Annotated in this window: 20 protein-coding genes; 10 read left to right on the forward strand and 10 right to left on the reverse strand. The window is 74.7% G+C overall.

What is annotated here, in order from left to right:
- The first annotated feature begins 298 nt into the window (after window positions 1-298).
- Window positions 299-1162, forward strand: coding sequence for an aminoglycoside phosphotransferase family protein (locus tag BMW99_RS04745; protein WP_069465633.1), 864 nt, complete (start codon window positions 299-301; stop codon window positions 1160-1162).
- 64 nt (window positions 1163-1226) lie between these two features.
- Here BMW99_RS04745 and BMW99_RS04750 read toward each other — a convergent pair whose 3' ends face one another.
- Both BMW99_RS04750 and BMW99_RS04755 read right to left on the reverse strand, forming a co-directional pair.
- Window positions 1227-1943 (reverse strand): 3'-5' exonuclease, encoded by a 717-nt coding sequence (locus BMW99_RS04750; protein WP_069465632.1) that lies wholly within the window; start codon window positions 1941-1943, stop codon window positions 1227-1229.
- A gap of 81 nt (window positions 1944-2024) precedes the next feature.
- Window positions 2025-3272, reverse strand: coding sequence for an SAV2148 family HEPN domain-containing protein (locus tag BMW99_RS04755; RefSeq protein WP_069465631.1), 1248 nt, complete (start codon window positions 3270-3272; stop codon window positions 2025-2027).
- Window positions 3273-3515: 243 nt separating this feature from the next.
- Here BMW99_RS04755 and glgX point away from each other — a divergent pair, with 243 nt between their 5' ends.
- The 5 genes from glgX (at window position 3516) to BMW99_RS41175 (ending at window position 11449) form a co-directional block, all read left to right on the forward strand.
- Window positions 3516-5654, forward strand: a complete 2139-nt coding sequence (gene glgX, locus BMW99_RS04760; RefSeq protein ID WP_069465630.1) for a glycogen debranching protein GlgX — start codon at window positions 3516-3518, stop codon at window positions 5652-5654.
- A gap of 99 nt (window positions 5655-5753) precedes the next feature.
- Entirely contained in the window at window positions 5754-8267 is a 2514-nt protein-coding gene (locus BMW99_RS04765; RefSeq protein WP_075016289.1) for an alpha-amylase family glycosyl hydrolase, read from the forward strand.
- A gap of 250 nt (window positions 8268-8517) precedes the next feature.
- Complete coding sequence (locus BMW99_RS04770) at window positions 8518-9465, forward strand: GNAT family N-acetyltransferase (RefSeq protein ID WP_075016290.1); 948 nt, start codon at window positions 8518-8520, stop codon at window positions 9463-9465.
- Between the two features lie 65 nt (window positions 9466-9530).
- Window positions 9531-11282, forward strand: a complete 1752-nt coding sequence (gene treZ / locus BMW99_RS04775; RefSeq protein ID WP_079175933.1) for a malto-oligosyltrehalose trehalohydrolase — start codon at window positions 9531-9533, stop codon at window positions 11280-11282.
- Window positions 11279-11449: a hypothetical protein gene (locus tag BMW99_RS41175; RefSeq protein WP_176735486.1), complete on the forward strand. Its 171-nt coding sequence runs from the start codon at window positions 11279-11281 to the stop codon at window positions 11447-11449. The genes treZ and BMW99_RS41175 overlap by 4 nt, the downstream gene beginning before the upstream one ends.
- 28 nt (window positions 11450-11477) lie before the next feature.
- On the opposite strand, the gene BMW99_RS04780 is transcribed toward BMW99_RS41175, so the two are convergent.
- Window positions 11478-12446, reverse strand: a complete 969-nt coding sequence (locus tag BMW99_RS04780) for a polyphosphate kinase 2 family protein (protein ID WP_079138434.1) — start codon at window positions 12444-12446, stop codon at window positions 11478-11480.
- 108 nt (window positions 12447-12554) lie between these two features.
- Window positions 12555-13643: a cell division protein ZapE gene (gene zapE / locus BMW99_RS04785; protein ID WP_069463701.1), complete on the reverse strand. Its 1089-nt coding sequence runs from the start codon at window positions 13641-13643 to the stop codon at window positions 12555-12557.
- An 85-nt stretch (window positions 13644-13728) separates the two neighbouring features.
- Here zapE and BMW99_RS04790 point away from each other — a divergent pair, with 85 nt between their 5' ends.
- The 4 genes from BMW99_RS04790 to msrB all read left to right on the forward strand — a co-directional run bounded on the left by BMW99_RS04790 (window position 13729) and on the right by msrB (window position 17102).
- Window positions 13729-14505, forward strand: coding sequence for a pyrimidine reductase family protein (locus BMW99_RS04790; RefSeq protein ID WP_069463702.1), 777 nt, complete (start codon window positions 13729-13731; stop codon window positions 14503-14505).
- Between the two features lie 212 nt (window positions 14506-14717).
- Complete coding sequence (locus BMW99_RS04795) at window positions 14718-15221, forward strand: indole-3-glycerol phosphate synthase (RefSeq protein ID WP_075016291.1); 504 nt, start codon at window positions 14718-14720, stop codon at window positions 15219-15221.
- 60 nt (window positions 15222-15281) lie between these two features.
- Window positions 15282-16688 (forward strand): UDP-N-acetylmuramate--L-alanine ligase, encoded by a 1407-nt coding sequence (murC, locus tag BMW99_RS04800; RefSeq protein WP_075016292.1) that lies wholly within the window; start codon window positions 15282-15284, stop codon window positions 16686-16688.
- Window positions 16689-16697: 9 nt separating this feature from the next.
- Window positions 16698-17102 carry a peptide-methionine (R)-S-oxide reductase MsrB gene (gene msrB / locus BMW99_RS04805; protein ID WP_069467377.1) on the forward strand — a complete coding sequence of 135 codons (405 nt, stop codon included), beginning with the start codon at window positions 16698-16700 and terminating at the stop codon, window positions 17100-17102.
- A 103-nt stretch (window positions 17103-17205) separates the two neighbouring features.
- On the opposite strand, the gene acs is transcribed toward msrB, so the two are convergent.
- The 6 genes from acs to BMW99_RS04835 form a co-directional block, all read right to left on the reverse strand.
- Window positions 17206-19179, reverse strand: coding sequence for an acetate--CoA ligase (gene acs / locus BMW99_RS04810; RefSeq protein WP_069467118.1), 1974 nt, complete (start codon window positions 19177-19179; stop codon window positions 17206-17208).
- Complete coding sequence (locus tag BMW99_RS04815) at window positions 19179-19832, reverse strand: acetate uptake transporter (RefSeq protein ID WP_069467119.1); 654 nt, start codon at window positions 19830-19832, stop codon at window positions 19179-19181. The genes acs and BMW99_RS04815 overlap by 1 nt, the downstream gene beginning before the upstream one ends.
- Window positions 19833-20305: 473 nt before the next feature.
- Window positions 20306-22129, reverse strand: a complete 1824-nt coding sequence (locus BMW99_RS04820) for a sodium/solute symporter (RefSeq protein WP_075016293.1) — start codon at window positions 22127-22129, stop codon at window positions 20306-20308.
- A complete protein-coding gene (locus BMW99_RS04825; protein WP_069465212.1) occupies window positions 22126-22710 on the reverse strand; it encodes a hypothetical protein in 585 nt (194 codons plus the stop codon). The genes BMW99_RS04820 and BMW99_RS04825 overlap by 4 nt, the downstream gene beginning before the upstream one ends.
- Window positions 22707-23501 carry a LytR/AlgR family response regulator transcription factor gene (locus BMW99_RS04830; RefSeq protein ID WP_069465211.1) on the reverse strand — a complete coding sequence of 265 codons (795 nt, stop codon included), beginning with the start codon at window positions 23499-23501 and terminating at the stop codon, window positions 22707-22709. Before BMW99_RS04830 ends, BMW99_RS04825 begins: the two co-directional genes overlap by 4 nt.
- 2 nt (window positions 23502-23503) lie before the next feature.
- On the reverse strand, window positions 23504-24682 hold the full coding sequence (locus tag BMW99_RS04835; protein WP_075016294.1) for a histidine kinase: 1179 nt from the start codon (window positions 24680-24682) through the stop codon (window positions 23504-23506).
- Between the last annotated feature and the right edge of the window lie 219 nt (window positions 24683-24901).

Genomic DNA, 24901 nt, shown 5'->3' on the forward strand with positions numbered 1-24901 from the left:
CCGGACACGTCCTCAGCACGCGCCGGCACGCGTCGGCCCGCACCGGCCCGCACCGGCCTTCGACGGGGCCGGCGGGGCCCGAGGTCCCGCATCGGGGCCTCTGGGATATCGACCGCGCGCGCAGCCGTAACTCATCGCACCCGTGGGTACGTATGCGCCGCGGATTCCTGGGAAACCCGACGGAATTCCCGGGGGCGAGGGTGCGAGACTTGCCTGTGTCCGAACGAACGGCCGATGACCGCGGCATATGCGATCGGTCGGACACCCCAGCAGGCGGACGGAAGGCGAGAGGCTGGACATGGCGGACGCGGTGTTCACGCAGGAACGGGCGCGGGCGGTACTGGACGCGGCCGGCCACGCCCAGGCCGACCTGCTGTCCTTCGGGGAGAACGCGGTGTTCGCGGCCGGCCGCCTGGTGATCAAGGTCGGCCGGGGCGCCGACCTGCTGGACCGGGCCCGGCGCGAGGTCCGCACCGCGGACTGGCTCGCCAAGCACGACGTGCCCGCGGTGCGCTCGGCCGAGTCCGAGGTGCGGCTCGTCGAGGGTCACCCGGTGACGTACTGGCAGCGGCTGCCGGAGTCGCTGCGGCCCGCCGAACCGGCTGACGTCGCGCCGCTGCTGCTGCGCGTCCACGCCCTGCCCGAACCGGACTTCGGCCTGCCGCCGCGGGATCTGCTCGGCGGCGTCGAGCGCTGGCTGCGGCTGGCCGGCGACGCCGTCGACCCGGCCGACGCGGCGTTCCTGCGCAGGCGCAGGGACGGTTTCGCGGACGCGGCCGCGGCCCTCGAACCCCACCTGACGCCCGGTCCGATCCACGGCGACGCGCTGCCCCGCAACGTGCACATCGGCCCGGACGGCCCGGTCCTGGTCGACCTGGAGACCTTCTCCTCCGACCTGCGCGAGCACGACCTCGTCGTGCACACCCTCAGCCGTGACCGCTACGGCGTGCCCGCCGCCGCGTACGACGCCTTCACCGCCGCGTACGGCTGGGACGTCGCCGCCTGGCCCGGCTGCGAGGTCCTGCGCGGCGCCCGCGAGACCGCCAGCTGCGCCTGGGTCGCCCAGCACGCCCCCGCCAACCCCGCGGCCCTCACCGAGTTCCGCCGCCGCGTCGCCTCCCTGCGCGCCGGCGACCCCACGGTCCGCTGGTATCCGTTCTGATGGCGGCCCTCCCGCCTACGGGCGCCACCGGCCCCCGCGGCGAGGTACCCGCCGGCACCCGGTGTCAGCCGCGCAGGGGGACGGACGTACGCAGGGGCCAGGCGGTGTCGACCTGGGTGTCCTGGGAGCCCTTCCTGGCGAGCCACGCGGCGAAGTCCTCGGCCCAGGAGGCGTACCAGGCGGTCTGACGGGTCTGGAGGTCGGCGAGGTCGGCCTCGGCGACCTCGGGGAAGCGCAGGGCCAGGGCGCGGGCCACGCGGACCGCGGCGAGGGCGTCCACCCCCGCGTCGTGCGCGCCGTCCAGGGCGACGCCGTAGACCTGGCAGGCGGCCTCCAGGGTGCGCTTGCCGCGGCGGTACCGGTCGAGCGCGCGGTCCAGCACCAGCGGGTCGATGACGGGGCCGGGCGTGCCGCCCTCGGCCACCAGCGGCGGCAGCGCGTACCGCCGCAACTCCTCGTCGAGCAGCGTCAGGTCGAACGGCGCGTTGTAGACCACCACGGGCACCCCGGCCGCCCAGTGGCGGCGCAGCGCGTCGGCGACCTCCGCCACGACCTCCGGAGCCGGCCGCCCCTCGGCGGCCGCCCGCTGGGTGCTGACGCCGTGTATGGCCGTGGTCTCCGCCGGGATCGGCACGCCGGGGTTCGCGAGCCAGGCCCGGTGCCGCACCGGCTCGCCGCTCTTCACCTCGGTGACCGCGGCCGTCACGATCCGCGCCTGGCGCGGATCCGTCCCCGTGGTCTCCAGGTCGAAGCCGACCAGCAGATCCTCATGCCATGCCATGGCGCGTCCTTCCAGCCGATTCCCCCGTGTGCCCTGCCATCATCCCGTGCCCCACTGACAGCGCCGCGGGGCGGGCCGGGTTCAGGACACCGGGCGCGAATCGGTCCAGATCCCCTCGAACTCCTCGCGGTAGACCTCGAACAGGCCGCCCTCGTTCGGGCGTTCGCCCTCGACCACCTTGCGTGATCCGCCGCGCAGCACCATCACGGGGACCTCCATGCCGCGTGCCCGCCGCAGGTACGTCTGCACGACCGCCAGGCCGTCGCCGCTGTCGCCGTCGACCAGGTAGGCGGTGAAGCGCGGGGTCTCGTCGAAGACCTGGATCTCGAACGCGCCCTGGTCCCGCAGCCGGGCCCGCACCCGGCGCATGTGCATGATGTTCATCTCGACCGAGCGGCCCAGCTCGCCGCGCCCGAGGCCGAGTTCCCGCTCGCGCCGGCGCACCGCGCTGCTGGCGGGGTTGAGGAACGCCAGCCGTACCCGGCAGCCGGACTCGGCCAGCCGCACCAGGCGCCGCCCGGAGTAGTTCTGCACCAGCAGGTTCAGGCCGATCCCGATCGCGTCCAGCCGCCGGGCACCGGCGAACAGGTCCTCCACCGGCAGCTGGCGCTGCAGCCGCACCCGGTCCGGGTAGACGCCGATGACGTCGGCGTAGCGGTCGGCGACCAGCTGCTCGACCGCGTCCACCGGCAGCCGCTGCGAGGTGTTGCGGGGGGCGCCGGCGCCCAGCAGTTCCAGCAGCCGCGCCGAGGCCCGCTCGGCCTGGTCCAGCACCGTCCTGGACAGCGCCCGGTTGCGCGACACGACGTGCCGGGCCACCTCCAGCTCGTCCAGGGCCAGTTCGAGTTCGCGCCGGTCGTCGAAGTACGGCTCGAAGCAGGGCCAGTGCTGGACCACCAGCTCGCGCAGCTGCGGCAGGGTGAGGAAGCTCAGCACGTTGTCGTCGGCGGGGTCCAGCAGGAACCCCTTGCGGCGGCTCACCTCGCGGACGGCGACCGCCCGCTGCACCCACTCGCCGCCGGCCGGGCCGGCCGCGGCCACCACCCACTCCTCGCCGTGCACCGGCTCGTAGATCGGCCGCAGCACGGCGTTGACGACGGCGCGCAGCCGCTGCTCGACGAGATTGAGCCAGACGTACGCCCGCCCGGCCCGGCGCGCCCGGGTCCGCACCTCGGCCCAGGCCTCGGCACCCCAGTCCAGTTCCGCTCCGATCTCCAGGGGCGCGGCGAGGGTGACCGCGCCACTCGGGCCGTCGGCGCTGGCGTCGTCAGCGACGTGCCGGTCGCCCTGCTCACCGCCACCCGGGAGCATCAGACCTCCGGACGTCACCGTTGCACCGCCTCCCACCCCGTCCACGATCAAGGAAGGGTACTGCGGTGCGGGGGGTGCCGCAGCGGTATCGACCCTACTTGACGACTAACGGAAAACCTCATCACCCTTGCGATTGCGCCCTGTTGTGGCTAGGTCACCCTCGGGTGGGGCGTGATGGGAGGATGCGGGTTCGGCAACACAACTGCCGGGATCGCGGGAGATGTCCCACGAGGTCCGGTTCCGGAGTGGAAGAGTCACTACATGCAAGTCTGGCCGGGTCAGTCGTATCCCCTCGGCGCCACCTTCGACGGGGCGGGCACCAACTTCGCCGTCTTCTCCGAGGTCGCGTCGCGGATCGAGCTGTGTCTGCTGCACGACGACGGCTCCGAGACGGCGGTGGAGCTGCGGGAGGCGGACGCCTTCGTCCGCCACGCCTATCTGCCGGGGGTGATGCCCGGTCAGCGGTACGGGTTCCGGGTGCACGGGCCGTACGACCCGGCCCGCGGCCACCGCTGCAACTCGGCGAAGCTGCTGCTCGACCCCTACGCCAAGGCCATGAGCGGGGCCATCGACTGGGACGAGGCGGTCTACGGCTACCGCTTCGGCCAGCCGGACTCGCGCAACGACCTGGACTCCGCCCCGCACACCATGACCTCGGTGGTGGTCAACCCCTACTTCGACTGGGCCGACGACCGGGCGCCGCGCATCGACTACCACCGGACGATCATCTACGAGGCCCACGTCAAGGGCCTGACGATGACCCACCCCGGGCTGCCGGAGGAGATCCGCGGCACCTACGCGGCGCTCGCACACCCGTCCGTGATCAGCCATCTGGTGGAACTCGGGGTGACCACCCTGGAACTGATGCCGGTGCACCAGTTCGTCCAGGACCACCGCCTGGCCGACGCGGGCCTGGCGAACTACTGGGGCTACAACACCATCGGGTTCTTCGCCCCGCACAACGGCTACTCCTCGCTGGGCGACCGGGGCCAGCAGGTGCTGGAGTTCAAGACCGCGGTGCGGGCGCTGCACCGGGCGGGCATCGAGGTGATCCTCGACGTGGTGTACAACCACACCGCCGAGGGCAGCCACCTGGGCCCGACGCTGTCGCTGCGCGGCCTGGACAACGCCTCGTACTACCGGCTGAGCGGCGACAAGCGCTACTACACGGACACCACGGGCACCGGCAACAGCCTGCTGATGCGCAGCCCGCACGTGCTGCAGATGATCATGGACAGCCTGCGGTACTGGGTGACCGAGATGCACGTGGACGGCTTCCGCTTCGACCTGGCGGCCACGCTGGCCCGGCAGTTCCACGAGGTGGACCGGCTGTCGTCGTTCTTCGACCTGGTGCAGCAGGACCCGGTGGTCTCGCAGGTGAAGCTGATCGCCGAACCGTGGGACGTCGGCGAGGGCGGCTACCAGGTGGGCAACTTCCCGCCGCTGTGGACCGAGTGGAACGGCAAGTTCCGGGACACCGTCCGGGACCTGTGGCGGGGCGAGAGCGCGACGCTGGCGGAGTTCGCGTCGCGGCTGACCGGCTCCTCCGACCTGTACCAGGACGACGGCCGCCGCCCGCTGGCCTCGATCAACTTCGTCACCTGCCACGACGGCTTCACCCTGCGCGACATGGTGTCGTACAACGACAAGCACAACGACGCCAACGGCGAGGGCAACCGGGACGGCGAGAGCCACAACCGCTCGTGGAACTGCGGCGCGGAGGGCGAGACGGACGACCGGGCGGTGCAGACGCTGCGGGGCCGGCAGGTCCGCAACTTCGTGGCGACACTGATGCTGTCCCAGGGCGTGCCGATGCTGAGCCACGGCGACGAGTTCGGCCGCACCCAGCACGGCAACAACAACGCCTACTGCCAGGACAACGAGCTGTCGTGGCTCCTGTGGCCGGGCAAGGCGGGCACCTCGGACGCCGACGAGGAGGCGCTGCGGCTGCACGACTTCGTGAAGTCGATGGTGTGGCTGCGCCGCGACCACCCGGTGTTCCGGCGGCGCCGCTTCTTCCACGGCCGCCCGGTCGAGGGCACGCACGACGAGCTGTCGGACATCGCCTGGTTCACCGCCGAGGGCCAGGAGATGACGCAGCGCGACTGGCAGGCGGCGCACGCGCGCTCGCTGGTGGTGTTCCTCAACGGCAACGCCATCTCCGAGCCGGGCCCGCGCGGCGAGCGGGTCACCGACGACTCGTTCCTGCTGATGTTCAACGCCGCGCCGCGCGCCCAGGAGTTCGTGGTGCCGGTCAACCACGGCAAGGAGTGGCAGCTGGTGGTGGACACCGAGCGGCCGGAGGGCGTCGTGCCGGGCACCGGCGAGCTGGTGGCGGCGGGCGACCGGCTGCTGCTGGCGGACCGCAGCATGGTGGTGCTGCAGCGCCCGGCGGACTGACGGCGCTCCGGGCGCGGGCGGTGGCCGGCTCGGGGCACGGAGTGGCGTTCGGACCGCTCCGGCGCGCCCCGGGCGCCGATCCGGGGTAGAGAAGACCCCATGACGGCAACCCCCGTGACGCCCAGCTCGACCTACCGGATACAGCTGCAGCCCGGCTTCACCTTCGCCGACGCGGCCGGCGCCGTGCCCTACCTCGCGGCCCTCGGCATCACCCATCTGCACCTGTCGCCCGTGCTGGAGGCGGTCCCGGGCTCCCGGCACGGCTACGACGTGGTGGACCACACGCGGGTGCGGGCCGCCTTCGGCGGCGAGCAGGGCCTGCGGGAGCTTTCCCGCACCGCCCGCGAGCACGGCCTGGGGCTGATCCTGGACATCGTCCCGAACCATATGGCGGTCCCCGCCCCCGAGTACCTCAACGGCCCGCTGTGGGCCGTGCTGCGCGACGGGCCCTCGTCGCCGTACGCGCCCTGGTTCGACATCGACTGGGACGCGCTGGGCGGCCGGGTGCTGCTGCCGGTGCTGGGCGAGCCGGTGCCGGACGTCCTGGGCGAGCTGTCGGTGGTCAAGGACAAGGCCGCGGGCGGCCGGGTGCTGCGGTACTACGACCACCGCTTCCCGCTGCGGGCGGGCACGGAGGACCTGCCGCTGCCGGAGCTGCTGGAGGCCCAGTGGTACCGGCTCGCCTACTGGCGGACCGCCCGCACCGAGCTGAACTACCGCCGCTTCTTCACCATCTCGGACCTGATCGCGGTGCGCGTGGAGCGGCCGGAGGTGTTCGAGGCCACGCACGCGACGGTCCTGGGACTGCTGCGCGAGGGCGTCGTGGACGGGCTGCGGATCGACCACCCCGACGGACTCGCCGACCCCGCGGGCTACCTCCGGCGCCTGGCCGAGGCGACCGGCGGGCGGTGGACGGTGGTGGAGAAGATCCTCCAGCGCGACGAGGAGCTGCCGTCCGACTGGGCGTGCGCGGGCACGACGGGGTACGACGCGCTCGACCGTGTCGACGGGCTGTTCACCGACCCCGAGGGCGCGGCGGAACTGGCCGATTTCTACCGGGAGTTCACCGGCGTCCCGGACGACCGCGGCGGCCGGTGGGCGGCCACCGCGCGGCGCGCGGCGTACCGGGTGGTGACGCACGACCTGGCGGCCGAGGTGGCCCGGCTGACCCGTTCGGCCCAGCGCGCCCTCGCGGCGGCGCCGCCGGACGCGGACACGGGCGCGGGAGCAGGAGCGGGCGCGGGAGCCGAGGCGGGCGCGGGAGCCGAGGCGGGCGCGGACGGCGGCGCGGGGGCGGGGGCGCTGGCGGACGCGATCCGCGAGCTGCTCGTCCGCGTGCCCGTCTACCGACCGTACGTCCGGCCGGGGCAGCCCGCGGCGGACGCCGACACGGCGCTCATGGAGGGGGCCGCGGACCGGGCCCGCGAGCAGTGCCCAACGGCGCTGTCCCCCGTCCTCGACCTGATGCGCGACCTGGCGCTGGGGCGGCGGCCCGGGGAGGACGCCGCCGACTTCTGCGTGCGGTTCGCCCAGGTCGCCTCCGCGCTGCACGCGAAGTCCGTCGAGGACACGTCGTTCTACCGGTACGTGCCACTGCTGTCGCTGTGCGAGGTGGGCCGCGACCCCGGGCACCCGGCGACCACGCCCGAGGAGTTCCACGCCTACTGCGCCCGGCTGCTGCGGGAGCGGCCGGCGACCGGGACGGTGCTGTCCACCCACGACACCAAGCGCAGTGCCGACCTGAGGCTGCGGCTGGCGGTGCTCACGGAGCGGCCGGCGGCCTGGCGGGAGTGGCTGGCCGCCCGCGACGCCCGGGCCGCGCGACTCGGCACGCCGGCGGCGCCCGACCGGCACACCCAGTACACGGTCTTCCAGACCGGTGTCGGCCTCGGCTTCTGCTCCCCCGACCGGCTGGTGCCCGCGGTGCTGAAGGCCGTGCGCGAGTCGGGGCTGCGCACCTCGTGGACCGAGCAGGACGAGGCGTACGAGAAGGCGGTCGCCGACTTCACCGACGAGGGGCCCTGCGGGGTCCAGGTCTACGACATCGGCGAGTTCACCGGGACGCTGGAACGGTACGCCGCCGCCAACAGCCTGGGCGCGGCGCTGCTGCACCTGACGATGCCGGGCGTGCCGGACGTGTACCAGGGCACGGAGTACCCGGTGTACACGCTGGTCGACCCGGACAACCGGGGCACGCTCCACCAGCCGGAGCCCGGCACCAACCGGTTCGGGGTCGCCCGCACCCTCCAGGAGCTGCTGGACGGCGCCGAGCCGCGCGGCTTCGACCAGGCCAAGCTGCGGCTGACCGCGGTCGCGCTGCGGCTGCGCCGGGAACACCCCGAGTGGTACGGGCCGGCGGCCGCGTACCGGCCGCTGGCCGCGGCGGGCCCGGCCGCCGCGCACGCCGTCGCGTTCGTGCGCGGCGAGGGCGCGGTCTCCGTCGCCACGCGCCTGCCGGCACGACTGGAGGACGCCGGCGGCTGGGACGGCACCGTGCTGCCGCTGCCCCCGGGGACCTGGCAGGACCGGCTCACCGGCGCCCGGCACGAGGGCCGCGTCCCGCTCGCCACGCTCCTCGCCGGCTCCCCCGTGGCCCTGCTCACCCCGGCGTAGGCGCCGGCGGCCCGGCGGGGTCCGGGCGCCGAGGTCCGGGAGGGTGAGCGGCCCGTTTCCGCGCGGCCGGCAGGCCCGCGGAAATCCGGTGGACCCGCGGCCGGCGTCCGGGCTACGGTTCCGGGGACGTCCGAGAGACCAGGAGAGGAGGCGAGAGCGATGACCGTCACCGTGCCGCGCTCCCGCCCATCCGCCGGGCGTCCCTGAGTCCACGGGAGCGCATGCCTCCCGAAGGAATTCCAGGACACACATGTCTGATCTGATCTTCCGCCCGCTCGTCGCGGGCGAGTCCGCCCTGTTCACCTCGCTGCCCGACGCCGGCCTGGTCGGCCGCGCGCTGCTGGGCCGCACCTTCGCGACCGTGGACGAGGGCGGCGAGTACCGCCCCGACTGGTCGTGGGTCGCGCTGCGCGACGGCAGGGTCGTGGCCCGCGCCGCCTGGTGGGGCAAGGACGGGGACACCGCGCCGGTGGCCCTGGACTGGCTGGACTTCGCGCCGGGCGAGTCCACCGCGGCCTCCGAACTCCTGCGCGCCGCGCCGCTGCACGCCGAGTACGACCTACTGCTGCCGCACGGCTGGCGCGAGGACCCCGCGGTGCGGGCCGAGGCCGAGGGCCGGAGGGCCGCCGCGGAACAGGCCGGTATGCGGCTGCTGGTGGAGCGCTACCGCTACACGTGGTCCGGGGAGTCGGCGGGGTCCGCGGGGTCCGCGGAATCCGCGGGCACCACCCCGCTGCCGCCGCGCACCGGCCGCCTGGAGTGCCGCCCGGTGCCGGACGACGCGACGTTCCGCGCGGTGATGGCCCGCATCATGGAGGGCACGCTCGACGCCCACGACCGCCGCACGCTCGACGAACAGGGCCTGGAGGCCGCGCTCGACGAGACGATCGGCATCCTCGACTGGATGCCGTCGCCCAAGGACTGGCGGCGGCTCGCCTACGCGCCCGACGGCGGGATCGCCGGGCTGCACGTTCCGGCGGAGAACCCGGGCGGGCCGTGCATCGGGTTCATCGCCGTGGTCCCGGAGTACCGGGGCCGCGGCTACGCGTACGACCTGCTGCTGGAGTGCACCCACGACCTGGTCGACCGCGGCGCGACCCGGATCGCCGCCGCGACCGACCAGGGAAACTTCCCGATGGCCGCCGCGTTCGCCAAAGCGGGCTACCCGATCACGCAGGAGCGTGTGAACTTCGTCTGAACCACCCGGCCTCCGGGCATGGATCTGCTCGGGAGCAAGTCGACCTGAGCTGACGGAGGCCGTGCGTGCTGTTCGAGGTGTGGGCGCCGGGCGCCCGGCAGGTGGAGATCCTGATCGACGACCGCACGCACCGGCTCGGCCCCGACCCGTCACGGACGGGGTGGTGGCGGACGGAGCTGCCGGCCGGGGACGGCACGCGGTACGCGTACCGGCTCGACGGCGGCCCGCCGCTGCCGGACCCGCGCTCCCGGCGGCAGCCGGACGGTCCGGACGGCCCGTCCGCGGTGGTCGACCACGACGCGTTCGCGTGGTCGGTGCCGTGGCCGGGCCGCGGGCTGCCCCGCGCGGTGCTCTACGAACTGCACGTCGGCACGTTCACGCCCGAAGGCACCTTCGACGCCGCGATCGAGCGGCTGCCGCACCTGGCGCGGCTGGGCGTCACGCACGTCGAGCTGATGCCCGTCTGCCCCTTCCCCGGCACCAACGGGTGGGGGTACGAAGGGGTGTCGCTGTGGGCGGTGCACGAACCCTACGGTGGCCCCGAGGCGATGAAGCGCTTTGTCGACGCGGCACACGCGCACAGCCTGGGCGTGGTACTCGACGTGGTGCACAACCACCTCGGCCCGTCCGGCAACCATCTCCCGCCGTTCGGCCCGTACTTCACCGACCGGCACCACACGCCGTGGGGCGACGCGGTGAACCTGGACGCGCCCGGCTCCGACGAGGTGCGGGACTTCCTCATCGGCAGCGCGCTGGCCTGGCTGCGCGACTACCGGCTCGACGGCCTGCGGCTCGACGCGGTGCACGCCCTGGTCGACACCCGGGCGCTGCACTTCCTGGAGGAGCTGTCGGCCGCGGTGGACGGCCTGTCCGCGGCGCTGGGCCGGCCGCTGTTCCTGATCGCCGAGTCGGACCTGAACGACCCGCGGACCACCGCCCCGCGCGACCAGGGCGGCCTCGGCCTGCACGCGCAGTGGAACGACGACTTCCACCACGCCCTGCACACCGCGGTGACCGGCGAATCGCAGGGCTACTACGCCGACTTCGCCGCGTCCGGCCCGGCCGGGCTCGCCAAGGTGCTCGGCCGCGGCTTCTTCCACGACGGCAGCTGGTCGTCGTTCCGCGGCCGCCATCACGGGCGGCCGCTGGACCCGGCGTCCGCGCCCGGGCGGCGGCTGCTGGGCTACGCCCAGACCCACGACCAGGTCGGCAACCGCGCCACCGGCGACCGGCTGCCGCCGGCCCAGCTCGGCGCCGCCGCCGCGCTGGTGCTCACCTCGCCGTTCACGCCGATGCTGTTCATGGGCGAGGAGTGGGGGGCCGCGACCCCGTGGCAGTTCTTCACCGACCACTCCGACGCGGAGCTGGGCGCGGCCATCACCCGCGGCAGACGGCGGGAGTTCGCGGCCCACGGCTGGTCGGAGGAGGAGGTCCCGGACCCGCAGGACCCGGCGACCCGCGACCGCTCGGTGCTGGACTGGGCGGAGCCCGACAAGCAGGAGCACCGCGAACTCCTGGAGTGGTACCGGGCGCTGATCGCGCTGCGCAGGGCCGAGCCGGAGCTGGCCGACGGGCGGCTGGACGAGGTGACGGCGACCGCCGGGGGCCGCACCCTGCGGGTGGCGCGCGGCCCGTTCCGCATCCTCGTCAACTTCTCGGACACCCCCGCGCGCGTCCCGCTGAACGCGCCGTGCGAGGTGCTGCTGGCCCGGCCGGCGTGCACGCTCCAGCAGGGCGGCGCGGTGCAGCTGCCGCCGCGCGGCGCCGCGGTGCTGCGGGTCCGCGGCACCGGCGGGGCGGCTACGGTGGAGGGGTGACCGAGACAGCGGCCGGGACCGCCGCCGAGACCGTGGAGGACCGCGAGCCGCACGCCGACTGCGTGCTGTGCGGGGAGCCGACCGAGTACCCCGCCAGCACCAGGGGCGCCACGCTGTGCCCGGTGTGCGAGTGGCAGGAGGCGCAGCGCACCGCGTGCTCCGGCTGAGCCCGCGGTGCCGGCCGGCGACCGCCGGTCAGCTCCGGAGCAGTGCCCTCCTGCTCTCCTCCACGTCGAAGTCGCCCTGCGGGTACCGCGGGTCGATGCCCTCCAGATGCTCCAGCAGCAGCCGGCTGACCGCCCAGTTGCGATACCACTTGCGGTTGGCGGGCACGACGTACCAGGGCGCGGCGCCGGTCGAGCAGCGTTCCAGCACGGCCTGGTAGGCCTCCTGGTAGGCGGGCCACATCGCGCGCTCCTCGATGTCGCCGGCGTTGAACTTCCAGTGCTTGTCCGGCCGGTCGAGCCGGGCCAGCAGCCGCTCGCGCTGCTCGTCGTGGCCGATGTGCAGGAAGACCTTGAGGACGGTGACGCCGTCGTCGGCCAGGGACTGCTCGAAGCGGTTGATGGTGTCGTAGCGGCGCCGCCAGGTGGCCCGCGGCACGAGGTCGTGGACGCGGACGATGAGCACGTCCTCGTAGTGGGAGCGGTCGAAGACGCCGATCTCGCCGGCCTCGGGCAGCGCCTTGCGGATCCGCCAGAGGAACGGGTGCGCGCGCTCCTCGGCGGTGGGGGTCTTGAAGGCGGTGACCCGCACGCCGGTCGGGTTCAGGCCCGTGGCGACGTGCTTGATCGTGCCGCCCTTGCCGGAGGTGTCCATGCCCTGCAGGACCACCAGCAGGCGGCGCCGGTCCCCGGCGGTGCTCTGCGCGAAGAGCCGCTCCTGGAGGTCGGCGAGGCGCAGCCGCAGCTCCTCGGTCTCCTTCCGGGCGTGCTTCTTGCTCGGGGGCGCGCCGGGCGTGGCGGACGGGTCGAACGCCGCCAGGTCGACCGGACCGTCGCCGGCCGGCACCCTCAGCAGGGACCGCAGGTCCGCGGGCGCGGGCCCGCCGCCGGACGCGGCCTTGCCCCCGCCGGACTTGTCCTTGCCGGCCTTCTTGCCCTGGGGTGCGTCCCTGCCCTTGGACGCGGGCCTGTCCTTCGCGTGGTGGGCGTGCTTGGCCATGGCCCGATCCTCCGCCCGATCCGGGCCGGCCGCCAGCGCCGGGGCCGGACGGCCGGAGGAGTCAGGTGCCGGGCGGACGGCCGGAGGGCCAGGCGTCGGCGCGAGGGCTCAGGCGGCGGTCTCGTCGTCGGCGCGGGCGTCGCGGGCGAGTGCCGTGAGCCGGGAGACCGCGCGGAAGTACTTCTTGCGGTACCCGCCGGCCAGCATCTCCTCGGTGAACAGCCGGTCGAAGGCCACGCCGGAGGCCATCACCGGGATCTCCCGGTCGTACAGCCGGTCGGCGAGGACCACCAGGCGCAGCGCGGTGGCCTGGTCGGTGATCTGCTCGACGCCGCGCAGGTACAGCGCGTGCACGCCGTCGCACAGGGCTCCGTAGCGGCTGGGGTGCACCACGGCCAGGTGGGCGGTGAGCGCGCCGAAGTCGTCGAGGGCCGCACCCGGGGTGCCCTGGGCGGCCGCGGTCACCTCGTCGTCGCCGTAGGGGGCGGGCGCGGCGGGCAGTCCGCGGTGGCGGTAGTCGTCGCCGTCGATGCGCAGCGAGGCGAAGCGGGCGGACAGGCCCTGTATCTCGCGCATGAAGTCGGTGGCGGCGAAGCGGCCCTCGCCGAGCCTGCCGGGCAGCGTGTTGGACGTGGCGGCCAGCCGGACGCCCGCGTCGGCGAGGCGGCCGAGCAGGGTGGAGACCAGCACGGTGTCGCCCGGGTCGTCCAGCTCGAACTCGTCGATGCAGACCAGGCTGTGGTCGCTGAGCGCGGTGACGGCCTGCTGGAAGCCCAGCGCGCCGACGAGGTTGGTCAGCTCCACGAAGGTGCCGAACGCCTTGCGCTCGCGCGGGGCGGGGGCCGCGTGCCACACGCTGGCCAGCAGGTGGGTCTTGCCGACGCCGTAGCCGCCGTCGAGGTACACGCCGGTCGGCCCCTGCGGGGCCTGCGGCTCGCGGCGGAACCAGCGCCTGCGCTCGCCCGCGCCGGACGCGGCGCCGGTGCGCTGGGCGAAGGAGCGCAGCCTGCGCACCGCCTCGGCCTGACTGGGCTGCCGCTCGTCGGGGAGATAGGTCTCGAAGCGGACGGAGTCGAAGCGCGGCGGCGGGACCATGTCGCTGACCAGCCGCGCGGTGTCCACCACCGGCGTCCGCGCGCTCAGGGCCACCGGCCCGGTGGTCGGGACGGCGCCGGTCTCGGCGAGGGAGGAGGACACGACTACCCATCGTAGTGCGGCCGCGCCACCGTCCTGGCCCAATGTGGCGCAGCCCACGGCCCCGCCCCGTGCGACACTGCGCGACATGCAGCGGCTTTTCCCCGTGTCCGGACGGGACCCAGGGCAGGACGACGGCTCACCGGCACTCGGCACCCTCCTGGGACTCGCGGACGCGTACGCGTACCCGCCGCGGGAGTCCGGGCCGTACCTGCGGGCCAACATGGTGTCCGGGCTGGACGGCGCGGCGCGGGCCGAGGGGCGTTCGGCGCCGCTGTCCTCGCCCGCCGACATGCGGATCTTCGGCACCCTGCGGGCGCTGGCCGACGTGGTCGTGGTGGGCGCGGAGACCGTACGGCAGGAGGGCTACCGCCCGGCGAAGGTGCGGGAGGCGTTCGCGGACCGGCGGGCCGCCGACGGCCAGCCGCCGGCGGCGGCGATCGCCGTGGTCAGCCGCAGCCTGGACCTGGACCTGGCCGCTCCCCTGTTCACCCGGCCGGTGGTGCCCACGCTGGTGCTCACCGGCGCCGCCGCGAAGGAGGCGGACGTGGCGGCGGTGCGCGGCGCCGGGGCGCGCGTGGTGGTCGCCGGGGACGGCGACGGCGTGGACCCGGTGCGGGCGGTGCGGGAACTGGCCGCGCTCGGCCTGGGCCGGATGCTGCACGAGGGCGGCCCGCGGCTGCTCGCGCAGTTCACTGCCGCCGGCGCGGTGGACGAGCTGTGCCTGACGCTGTCCCCGCTGGTCACGGCGGGGGACGAGCCCCGGATCATGCACGGCCCGGCGGTCGTGCCGCCGTCCCGCTTCCGGCCGCTGTCGGTCCTGGAGGAGGACGGTTTCCTGTTCACCCGGTACGTCCGCGCCTAGCGGGTGCCGGGCCGGCGCCGGGGTACAGCCGGGGTACACGGGAGTGGCCGGACACCGGACGGGACCCGGCCGGGGGCCCGCGCGGGGCCGGGCTCGCCGGAGAACTCACCGAAAAAGCGGATTCTTCTGTTCCGCTTCGCGTCGCGTGGGAACACTTACCCCGGTGCCCTGTGAGGATCGGGGTAGGGCCCACGAGAGACAAGGACGCGTCCGTGTTCACGACCGTACTCATGATCGAGAAGCCGCTCGCCCCTGCCGACGTCGAGATGGTCACCACCCTGCACGGCGACGAGCAGGTCTCGTTCGTCGTGCTCATGCAGCCGCGCGGCGACCAGGACCGGCTGCTGCGGGCCGTCGACGACGTGGCACTGGGATACCTCGACGACGCCGCACGCGAGAACAGGGAGCCCGAGGGCGAGAACGCCGTGCCGCCGGCCGAGCGGGCGCTGGCGTACTCCCTGGACGCGTTGCGCGCGTCCGGCGCGGAGGCCGTCGGCGAGCTGGTCGAGCACCACCCGCTGGACCTGCTGCGCACCGTGGTGGAGCGGACCGGCGCCGACGAGGTGATCGTGCTCACCGCGCCGCACTTCGTCGAGGAGTTCTTCCACCGCGACTGGACGTCGCGGGCCCGCCACAAGGTCGGCGTTCCGGTGCTCAAGCTCTTCGCCCAGCACGAACCGGAGGGCCACGACGCCGAGCGGGACGAGCACGCGTGACGGAGGTGCGAGAATCGGGCCGCAGACCGTCGCCGAGCACGCACCCCGGGAGACCCGCGCATGAGCACGCCCACCCCGCCCCTGCCGTCCGCCCTGGAACGCCCGCACTTCGTCGGGATCGGCGGAGCCGGGATGTCGGGTATCGCCAAGATCCTCGCCCAGCGCGGGGCGCGGGTGGCGGGCAGCGACGCGAAGGACTCCGAGACGGCCCAGGCGCTGCGGGGCCTGGGCGTCACCGTGCACATCGGGCACGACGCCGGGCACCTGGCCCCGGACACCACCGCGGTCGTCGTGTCCAGCGCGATCCGCCAGGAGAACCCCGAGCTGGCCGCGGCCCGCGAGCGGGGCGTGCCGGTGGTGCACCGCAGCGACGCGCTGGCCGCGCTGATGGACGGCACCCGGCCGATCGCGGTGGCCGGCACGCACGGCAAGACCACCACGACCTCGATGCTGGCGGTCGCGCTGACCGCGCTGGGCCGCGGTCCGTCGTACGCGATCGGCGGCGACCTGGACGCGCCCGGCTCCAACGCGCACCACGGCGACGGCGAGATCTTCGTCGCCGAGGCCGACGAGAGCGACCGCAGCTTCCACACGTACTCCCCCGAGGTCGCCATCGTCCTCAACGTGGAGCTGGACCACCACGCGAACTACGCGTCGATGGAGGAGATCTACGAGTCCTTCGCGACGTTCGTCGGCAAGATCCGCCCCGGCGGCACGCTGGTGGTGGCCGCCGACCAGCCGGGCGCGGTGGAGCTGACCGCCCGCGTGCGGGACACCGCCGGTCTCGACGTCGTCACGTACGGTGAGTCCGAGGACGCCGACCTGCGGATCACCGCGATCACGGCGCACGGCCTGACCAGCGAGGTGACCGTGCTGCTCGACGGCGGCCCGCTCACCTTCACCGTCTCCGTGCCCGGCCGCCACTACGCGCACAACGCGGTGGCCGCGCTCGCCGCGGGCGTCGCGATGGGCGTCCCGGCCGGCGAGCTGGCCGCGGCCCTGGCGAAGTACACCGGGGTCAAGCGCCGGCTGCAGCTCAAGGGCGAGGCCGCGGGCGTGCAGGTCATCGACTCCTACGCGCACCACCCCACCGAGATGACCGCCGACCTGGAGGCCATCAGGAGCGCGGCCGGCCCGGACGCCCGGGTGCTGGTGGTCTTCCAGCCGCACCTGTTCAGCCGCACCCGGGAACTGGGCGCGGAGATGGGCGCCGCGCTGGCGCTGGCCGACGCGTCCGTCGTGCTGGACATCTACCCGGCCCGCGAGGACCCGGTTCCGGGGGTGACGAGCGACCTGGTGATCGACGCGGCCCGCGCGGCAGGCGCCGACGTCGCCGCCGAGCACGACAAGTCCGCGATTCCCGAGGTCGTGGCAGGAATGGCGAAGCCCGGTGATCTCGTTCTCACCATGGGGGCGGGAGACGTGACCGACCTGGGTCCGCTGGTGCTCGCCCGCCTCGGCAGCTGAGGAGGCCCCATGGCGTACGAAGTGAACAAGACCGACGCGCAGTGGCGCGCGGAGCTCTCCCCGGAGGAGTACTCGGTGCTCCGGCAGGCCGCCACCGAGCGCCCGTTCGTCGGGGAGTACACCGACACCAAGACGGAGGGCGTGTACTCCTGCCGCGCCTGCGGTGCGGAGCTGTTCCGGTCGGACACCAAGTTCGACTCGCACTGCGGGTGGCCGTCGTTCTACGACCCGTCCAAGTCCGAAGCGGTGGAGCTGATCCAGGACAAGACGCTGGGGATGGTCAGGACCGAGGTGCGCTGCGCGCGCTGCGGTTCCCACCTCGGCCACGTCTTCGAGGGCGAGGGCTACCCCACCCCGACCGACCAGCGCTACTGCATCAACTCGGTCTCCCTCCGGCTCACCCCGGAGCAGTGACCGCGGCCGTGTGAGGGCGCACGGCGGCCGGGCGGGACGGAAGTCCCGCACGGCCGCCGTGAGGGCGGTCGGGCCGGTGTCTGCCCGCGTGGGCCGGACCCGGTCAGCCGTCCCCGTCCGCGGCGGCCGGAAGCCCGTCGCGGATCGCGTCCATCACCGAGGAGTCGGTGAGCGTCGTCACGTCACCGAGCGGGCGGTTCTCGGCGATGTCCCGCAGCAGGCGCCGCATGATCTTGCCCGAGCGGGTCTTGGGGAGTTCGCCGACGACGAGGATCTGCCGGGGACGGGCGATCGGGCCGATCTCCTTGGCCACGTGGGCCCGCAGCTTCGCGGCGAGCTCACCGTCCGGCGTGTCCCCGCCGCCGTCGCCGCGCAGGATCACGAACGCGACGATCCCCTGCCCGGTGGTGGCGTCGGCGGCGCCGACGACCGCCGCCTCGGCGACCCGCGGGTGGGAGACCAGCGCGGACTCCACCTCGGTGGTGGAGATCCGGTGGCCGGACACGTTCATCACGTCGTCGACCCGGCCCAGCAGCCAGATGTCGCCGTCCTCGTCCTTCTTGGCGCCGTCCCCGGCGAAGTAGTAGCCGGGGAAGCGCGACCAGTAGGTGTCGATGTACCGCTGCTCGTCGCCCCAGATGGTGCGCAGCATCGACGGCCACGGCTCGGTCAGCACCAGGTACCCGCCGGAGCCGTTGGGCACCGGCTTGCCGGTGTCGTCGACGACCTCCGCCCGGATGCCGGGCAGCGCCCGCAGGGCGGAGCCCGGCTTGAGGGTGGCCGCGCCGGGGAGCGGGCTGATCATGTGCGCGCCGGTCTCGGTCTGCCACCAGGTGTCGACCACCGGGCAGCGGTCCGAGCCGATGGCGTGGCGGTACCACATCCACGCCTCGGGGTTGATCGGCTCGCCGACCGACCCGAGCAGCCGCAGCGAGGACAGGTCGAAGCGGCCCGGGATCTCCTCGCCCCACTTCATGAACGTCCGGATCGCGGTGGGCGCGCAGTACAGGATCGTCACCCCGTACTTCTGCACGATCTCCCACCAGCGGCCCTGGTGCGGGGTGTCGGGCGTCCCCTCGTACAGCACCGAGGTGACGCCGTTGGCGAGCGGCCCGTAGACGATGTACGAGTGGCCGGTGACCCAGCCGATGTCGGCGGCCGTCCAGTACACGTCCTGCTCGGGCTTGATGTCGAAGACGGCCCAGTGCGACCACGCGACCTGCGTGAGGTAGCCGCCCGTGGTGTGCAGGATGCCCTTGGGGCGGGCCGTCGTCCCGGAGGTGTACATGATGTAGAGCGGGTGCTCGGCGTCGAACGCCTCCGGCTCGTGCTCGGCCGGCTGGGCGCCGACCAGGTCGTGCCACCACACGTCCCGGCCGTCGGTCCAGCCGACGTCCTGGCCGGTGCGCCGCACGACCAGCACGCTGCGCACGTCCGGGCACTGCTCCAGCGCCTCGTCCACCGCGGGCTTGAGCGCCGAGGCCGCGCCCTTGCGGTAGCCGCCGTCGGCCGTGACGACGACGCGGGCGTCGCAGTCCAGGATGCGGCCGCGCAGCGCCTCCGCGGAGAACCCGCCGAAGACCACGGTGTGCGGGGCGCCGATGCGGGCACAGGCCAGCATCGCCACCACGGTCTCCGGGATCATCGGCATGTACAGCGCGACCCGGTCGCCGGCCCGCACCCCCAGTTCCAGCAGGGCGTTCGCGGCCCGGCAGACCTCGTCCTTGAGGTCGGCGTAGGTCAGGGTCCGGGTGTCGCCGGGCTCGCCCTCCCAGTGGAAGGCGACCCGGTCGCCGCGCCCGTCCCGCACGTGCCGGTCCAGGCAGTTGGCCGCCACGTTGAGCCGGCCGCCGGTGAACCAGCGGGCGAACGGCGCGCGGCTCCAGTCGCGGACCTGCGTCCACGGCTCGGCCCATTCCAGCCGGGCGGCGGCCGCCGCCCAGAACGCGTCGCCGTCCGCGTCGGCCGCCCGGAAGGCGTCCTCGCCGGCGTTGGCCGCCGCCGCCATCTCCGGCGGCGGCGGGAAACGCCGCTCCTCGCGAAGCAGGTTGGCGAGTGTCTCGCCGTCGCCGTCCATCAGTGGGCCTCGCCCGCCACCGGTCCGCCGCGGCCGCCGAGGGAGACCTTCGCGCCGGCGCCGGGGAAGACCGGCAGCACGTTCTGCTTCCACGTCGCGTTGGTGACCGCGGCGAAGGAGGCGTACCAGGCGCAGAGCGCGGTGATCAGGCCGACCCAGCCGCCGACCTTGGTCATGCCGGTGGACTGCGAGAACTCGGCGATCGTCAGCAGGATGAAGGTGAGCGACAGGGTGACGAACACCGCCAGGATCGCCCCGTTGGTGCGCAGCGCGGCGACCGTCATGTAGACCGTGAACACCGCCCATATCAGCAGGTAGAGCCCGGTGGCCTGGTGCGCGGTGCCGGCGGGCAGGCCGCCGGCGACGAACTTCACGTAGGCGGCGTACGACAGCCAGAACGCGCCGTAGGACACGAACGCGGTGGAGCCGAACGTGTTGCCCTTGCGGAACTCCCAGAGGCCCGCGAGGAGTTGGGCCAGGCCGCCGTAGAACAGCGCGAGTGGCAGCACCACGGCGAGCAGGTTCTGGTCGATGAGGTGGGCGTTGAAGGAACTGAGGACGAACGTGGTGGCGGCGAAGCCGGCGAGCCCGAGCGGCCCGGGGTCGGCGATCGAGTCCGCGCCGGGCGCGGGGGTCGTGTCGGGAGTGCTCATCTGCGAGTTCTCCTCCTCATCGAGGAACGGCAGGGGTGGCGGGCCCGTAGGGGGCCTGCTGTCACGCTAGGAAGTGATCACCACGGGCGGCCAGACGCTCCGCGGCGGGCGTCGCCCAGCGGTGCGGCCGGTTCGGCGGACGGTCGCCCCGGCACGCCGAGCGGTAGCCGTGGTGCGCCCAACGGCCCTGGCACTCCGTGCAGTTCACGGCACCGGAGGCCACGATGCGGGCGGGTAAGCGGAAGCCGGGGTCTGCCGGTGAGGGGAAGCCGGATGTCTGCGGGCGGGGTCTCCGCGTCTCTGCCGGAGCCGGGCGCCGGGGTCGGGTTCTGGTGCCGGGGTCGGGCGACGGATCGGTGCCGGGCTCGGGCGCCCGGGGTCCGCGCCGCGGTCCGGCGACGGGCTGTCTGCCGCGCCGCACGCGCGCGCCCGCGCCGTGCCCGCGACCGCGGCCGCTCGGGGTCGGTCCCGGGTCAACGGGGCTGCGGCAGCGGCTCGGCCGCGCCGACCTCCTCCGGCAGGTGCATCCGCAGCATCACCCGGTCCACCGCGTCCTCCGACAGCCGGTGGCGGGTCAGCAGCGACCCGCCGACCATCACCGCGAACGCCACCGGCACCGTCCACGCGGCCGGCTGCTCCAGCAGCGCCGCCGACCAGCCGCCGCCGGGGCCGCGCACGCTGGTCAGCACCACCGCGCACGCCGCCAGGCCGCCGCCGGTCACCAGGCCCAGCAGCGCGCCGGTGTCGGTCAGCCCGCGCCACCAGATCCCCAGGACCAGCAGCGGGCAGAACGACGACGCGGCCACCGCGAACGCCAGGCCGATCGCGTCGGCCACCGGCAGCCCCGCGGTCACCGCCGCCATCACCAGTGGCGGCCCGGCGGCCAGCAGCGTCGCCCAGCGGAAGCCGCGGGCCGACCCGTGCATCAGGTCCTGCGACAGCACCCCGGCGACCGACACCGTCAGCCCGGAGGCCGTCGAGACGAACGCGGCGAACGCCCCGGCGGTGGCGAGCGCGGCGAGCAGCCGGCCGCCCGCGCCCGCCTCGGTGAGCTGCGGGAGCACCAGCACCGCGGTGTCGGTCCGGCCGGTGAGCAGCAGTTGCGGTGCGAAGACCCGTCCGAGGGCGCCGTACAGCGTCGGCAGCAGGTAGAAGACGCTGAGCAGGACCAGCACCAGCACGGTGGTGCGGCGGGCCGCGCGGCCGTCGGGGTTGGTGTAGAAGCGCACCAGGACGTGCGGCAGGCCCATCGTGCCGAGGAACGTCGCGAGCAGGATCGAGTACACCGCGTACAGCGGGTGGGAGCGCCCGCCCGCGCCGGACAGCGGGTCGGCCCACGCGGCGCCGGTGGCCGGCTTCAGGCCGTCGCGGTGCGGGACGGCGGCGCCCGCGGGGAACCCCAGGCGGGTCCCGTCCCCGGCGACATGCTGTCCCCGCCCCAGCCGCACGGCGGTGCCGGCCCCGGTGGAGGCGGAGTCGGGGTCGTGCGGACCCGAACCACTCGCGCCGCCAGGTGAGTTGCCGGGTCCGACGTCCGGCCCGCGGCCGTAGGCGGTGCCGTCGAGGGTGCCGCGGACGGTCACGGTGACCGGGGCGGTCACGTCGAACCGCACCTGCCCGTCCAGGGTGACGACGGTGCTGTGCGCGAACCGCGGCACGTCAGGTCCGGTCAGTGCGGGCGACCCCGCCGAGCGCCAGGCCAGGACCAGGAAGACGGCCGGTACGGCTATCGCGGTGAGCTTGAGCCAGAAGTGGAAGCCCTGCACGAGGGTGACGCTGCGCATGCCGCCGGCCGCGGCGACGCCGGTGACCGCGACCGCCACGACCACCGCACCGGCCCAGCGCGGTGCGCCGGTGACCGTCTGCAGCGTGAGCCCGGCCCCCTGGAGCTGCGGCAGCAGGTACAGCCAGGCGATCACCGCGACCAGCACGCTCGCCACCCGCCGCACCGCGACCGAGCCCAGCCGTTCCTCGGCGAAGTCCGGCAGCGTGTAGGCGCCGGAGCGGCGCAGCGGCGCAGCGACCAGGAGCAGCAGCACCAGGTATCCGGCGGTGTAGCCCACGGGGTACGCCAGCATGTCGACGCCGTAGGCCATCACCAGCCCGGCCACCCCGAGGAACGACGCGGCCGACAGGTACTCGCCGCCGATCGCGGAGGCGTTCCACAGCGGCGACACCTCCCGCGAGGCCACGTAGAAGTCCGAGGTGCCGCGGGACAGGCGCAGCCCGTAGACGCCGACGGCGACGGTCGCCGCGAGGACCAGGGCGAGCGCCGCCAGCCCGAGCGCCGGGTTCACCGCTCGCCCGGGACGCCGGACGGCCCGGCTTCTGCGGCCGTCCCGTCGCCGGGAGGCGGGGCGGCGGCCCGCGGTGCGTCGCCCTCGGCGACCTCGGGGACGGTCGCGTCCGCGTCGCCGCCCGGTCCGCCCGGTCCGCCCGGTCCGCCCGGTCCGCCCGGTGCGCCCGGTGCGCCCGGTGCGGGGACGGCGGGCGCGCCCGGCGCGTTGAGCATGTCGGTGAAGTCCCGCTCCACGCGCTCGGCGTGGCGCACGTGGAACCAGGCCGCGCCGACCATCACCGGGTAGGCGACCGCGCCCAGCAGCAGCCAGGGCAGCCGGATCCCCGCGACCTCCAGCGTGCGCAGCCCCGGCAGCAGCGCGAACGCGGCGGGCAGCCCGCCGAGCACCACCGCGAGGACCGCGAGCACGCCCAAGGCCAGCCGCAACTGGTCGCGCACCAGGGCGCGCAGGTAGATCTGGCCGAGGCGCGGCTGGGCGTGCAGGTCCTGCGCGCCCGCGCGGGCCGACCAGCCGCCCGAGCGGTTGCGGCGCGGCGCCGAGACCGCGACCCGGCGCGACGGCGGCGGCGTCCCCGTCATGACGGCCCGTCGCCGGACGCCGGCGCCCAGCGCACGAGCAGGTCCCGCAGTTCCCTGGAGTGCCGCCGGGCGACCGGGAGTTCGGTGCCCGCGACCCGCACGGTCCAGTGCCCGGCGTCCGACCGCAGCTCCTCGACGTGCCGCAGCGAGACCAGGTAGCCGCGGTGGATGCGCACGAAGCCGTGCATCGCCCAGCGCTCCTCCAGCACCGTGAGGGAGACCCGCACCAGCGGTGCCCGGCCGCCCGCGTGGAGCCGCACGTAGTCGCCGCGCGCCTCCGCGTAGGCCACCTCGTCCCGCGAGACGAACCGGGTGACGCCGCCCAGGTCGACGGGTATGCGCTCGTCGGCCGGGTCGGCGGCGCGGGTGCCGCGCGGCACCCCGGGTCCGGCCGGCACGGAGGTGCCGGGACCGCCGGCGCCCCCGTCGATGAGTTCCGCCGCCCGGCGCACCGCCTCGGCCAGCCGCTCCCGGCCGACCGGCTTGAGCAGGTAGTCGCACGCCTTGAGCGCGAACGCGTCGACCGCGAAGTCCTCGTAGGCGGTGACGAACACGACGGCGGGCGGGCGGGCGAACCGCCGCAGCACCCGCACCAGGTCGAGGCCGTCGAGGCCGGGCATGCGGATGTCCAGGAAGACCGCGTCGATCGTCTCGCACTCCAGCAGCCGCAGCGCGGCGTCACTGCTGCCGGCCGCGAGCACCCGCCCGATCCGGTGGTCGCCGCGCAGCAGGTACGTCAGGTCCTCCAGGGCGGGCGGCTCGTCGTCCACGGCCAGCACCCGCAGCGGCATCCTCACGCGCGCACCCCGTTCCGGTACTTGGGCACCCGGACGTTCACCTTGGTCCCGGCGCCCGGGGCGGTCTCCACGACGAGCCCGTACTCGTCGCCGAACACCGCGCGCAGCCGCTCGTCCACGTTGCCGAGGCCGAGCGAGTCCCCGTCGCCCTCCCCGGCCAGCTGCACGCGGACCTCCTCGGGGTCCATGCCCACCCCGTCGTCCTCCACACTGATCCGGCACTCCGCTCCCGCGTCCACGGCCCGTATCGTGACCCGGCCCGGCGTCGGCTTGGGGCCCAGGCCGTGGCGCACGGCGTTCTCCACGATCGGCTGCAGGCACAAGAACGGCACGGCCACCGGCAGCACTTCGGGGGCGATCAGCAGGTCGACCTGGAGCCGGGCGCCGAACCGGGCGCGTTCCAGCCGCAAGTACCGGTCCACGGACCGCAGTTCCTCGGCGAGAGTACTGAACTGGCCGTGCCTGCGCAGGCTGTAGCGGGTCAACTCGGCGAATTCCAGCAGCAGTTCCCGGGCCTGGTCGGGGTCGGTGCGGACGAACGAGGCGATCGCGGTGAGCGAGTTGTACACGAAGTGCGGCGAGATCTGGGCGCGCAGGGCGCGCAGTTCGGCCTCCACCATGCGGGTGCGGGACCGGTCGAGCTCGGCGAGTTCGAGCTGCGCGATGACCCAGTGCGCGACCTCCCCCGCGGCCCGCACCAGCCCCGCGGAGACCTGCCGTCCGTAGACCGACAGGGCGCCGACGACCAAGCCGTCGACGACCAGCGGCACCACCACCGCGCTGCGCACCGGGCAGTCGAGGTCGCCGCACTCGACGATCTCGGGCGGCACCACCCAGGGCCGGCCGCTCTCCATCGCCTCGCGGGCGTGCTCGACCGCCGCGGGCGCGTGCCGGCGGCCCGGCCCCTCCCACGCCAGCAGCTCGCCGTCCCCGACGACCGCGAGCGCCGGAGTGCCCAGCAGCGCGCGCAGGTGGCGGGCGGCGCGGCGCGCGGAGTCCGGGTTGAGGCCGTCACGCAGCGGGGGCGCGGCCAGCGACGCCTCGTGCAGGGTGGCGAAGGCGGCCCGGTCGGCCGGCGTGCCGAACCCGCGGCGCCCGCGGACCAGCCAGAACAGCCCCGCCGCGGCGCCCGCGACCACCAACGCGACGGCCACCACGGTGATCACGGACCCCATGCCGCGTCATTATCGCGGTGGCCGGGTGGCCCGGACAGGCCCGCGGCACGGGATTCTCGGCCGGGCGGGCGCCCGATCCGCGCCCGCGCGCCGCCCGGGGCTTCCGCACGCCACCCAGCGGACCCCGTACGCCGTCCGCCCGCCGGCCCTCGGCCGCGGCCGCCGGGCGCCCGACTGGCCGCCGCACGCTCGCGGGCCGGCGGGCGGTGGCCGACGGTA

Source organism: Actinacidiphila rubida (assembly GCF_900110255.1).
Lineage (GTDB): Bacteria > Actinomycetota > Actinomycetes > Streptomycetales > Streptomycetaceae > Actinacidiphila > Actinacidiphila rubida.